This window comes from Candidatus Symbiopectobacterium sp. NZEC135 (assembly GCF_025962695.1).
In genome coordinates this window covers 1-642 of record NZ_JAGFPF010001242.1, presented here as the reverse complement: position 1 = coordinate 642, position 642 = coordinate 1, and the positions used below count along the sequence as shown (strand labels likewise).

Sequence of the window (642 nt, the reverse complement as noted above, 5' to 3'; positions counted from 1 at the left end):
GATCAAGCCCATCTGACGCGCAGCTTTGCCCAACGTTACGGCATTACGCCGGTGCGCTATCAAAAACAGGTTGCGCCGCACAGCCGCCACCGCTAAAAAAAGCGCAATATCCTACAATATGTTATCCGTCTTACCGGTTAGGCTGCCGTTGATACGACAACACAAGGGCCTGGCCCTTCAAGCATAAATGGGTAACGGGTGTGATATGTTAAGCGGTATCGTTTTCGCCCTGACGGCGGGTTTGATGTGGGGGCTGATTTTCGTGGGCCCGTTGATGGTGCCGGAATATCCTGCCGCGTTGCAGTCTGCGGGTCGCTATGTAGCGTTTGGGCTGATCGCACTGCCGTTGGCATGGGCTGACAGAACACGTCTGCGCCGCTTAAGCCGGGCAGATTGGACCGAAGCGCTGAAGCTCTCGGCGGTGGGTAATCTGCTCTATTACTTTTTCCTTGCCAGCGCCATCCAGCGTACCGGCGCTCCGGTCTCTACCATGATCATCGGCACGCTGCCGGTGGTGATTGCCGTTACCGCTAATCTGCTGTACGGACGACAGGAAGGCGCGCTCTCCTGGTGGCGATTAACGCCGCCGCTGGTGCTGATTTTGCTTGGACTGTTATGTGTGAATCTGGCGGAACTGAGCGC

At 56.9% G+C, this 642-nt stretch carries 1 protein-coding gene and 1 pseudogene; both read left to right on the top strand.

All coding sequences use genetic code 11. The annotated features are described in order from the left end of the window. A pseudogene (locus tag J5224_RS33600) lies at window positions 1-96 on the top strand (AraC family transcriptional regulator); the annotation flags it as partial. Window positions 97-205: 109 nt separating this feature from the next. Then, a partial coding sequence (locus J5224_RS33595; protein ID WP_264629210.1) for a DMT family transporter occupies window positions 206-642 on the top strand: 437 nt, incomplete at its 3' end.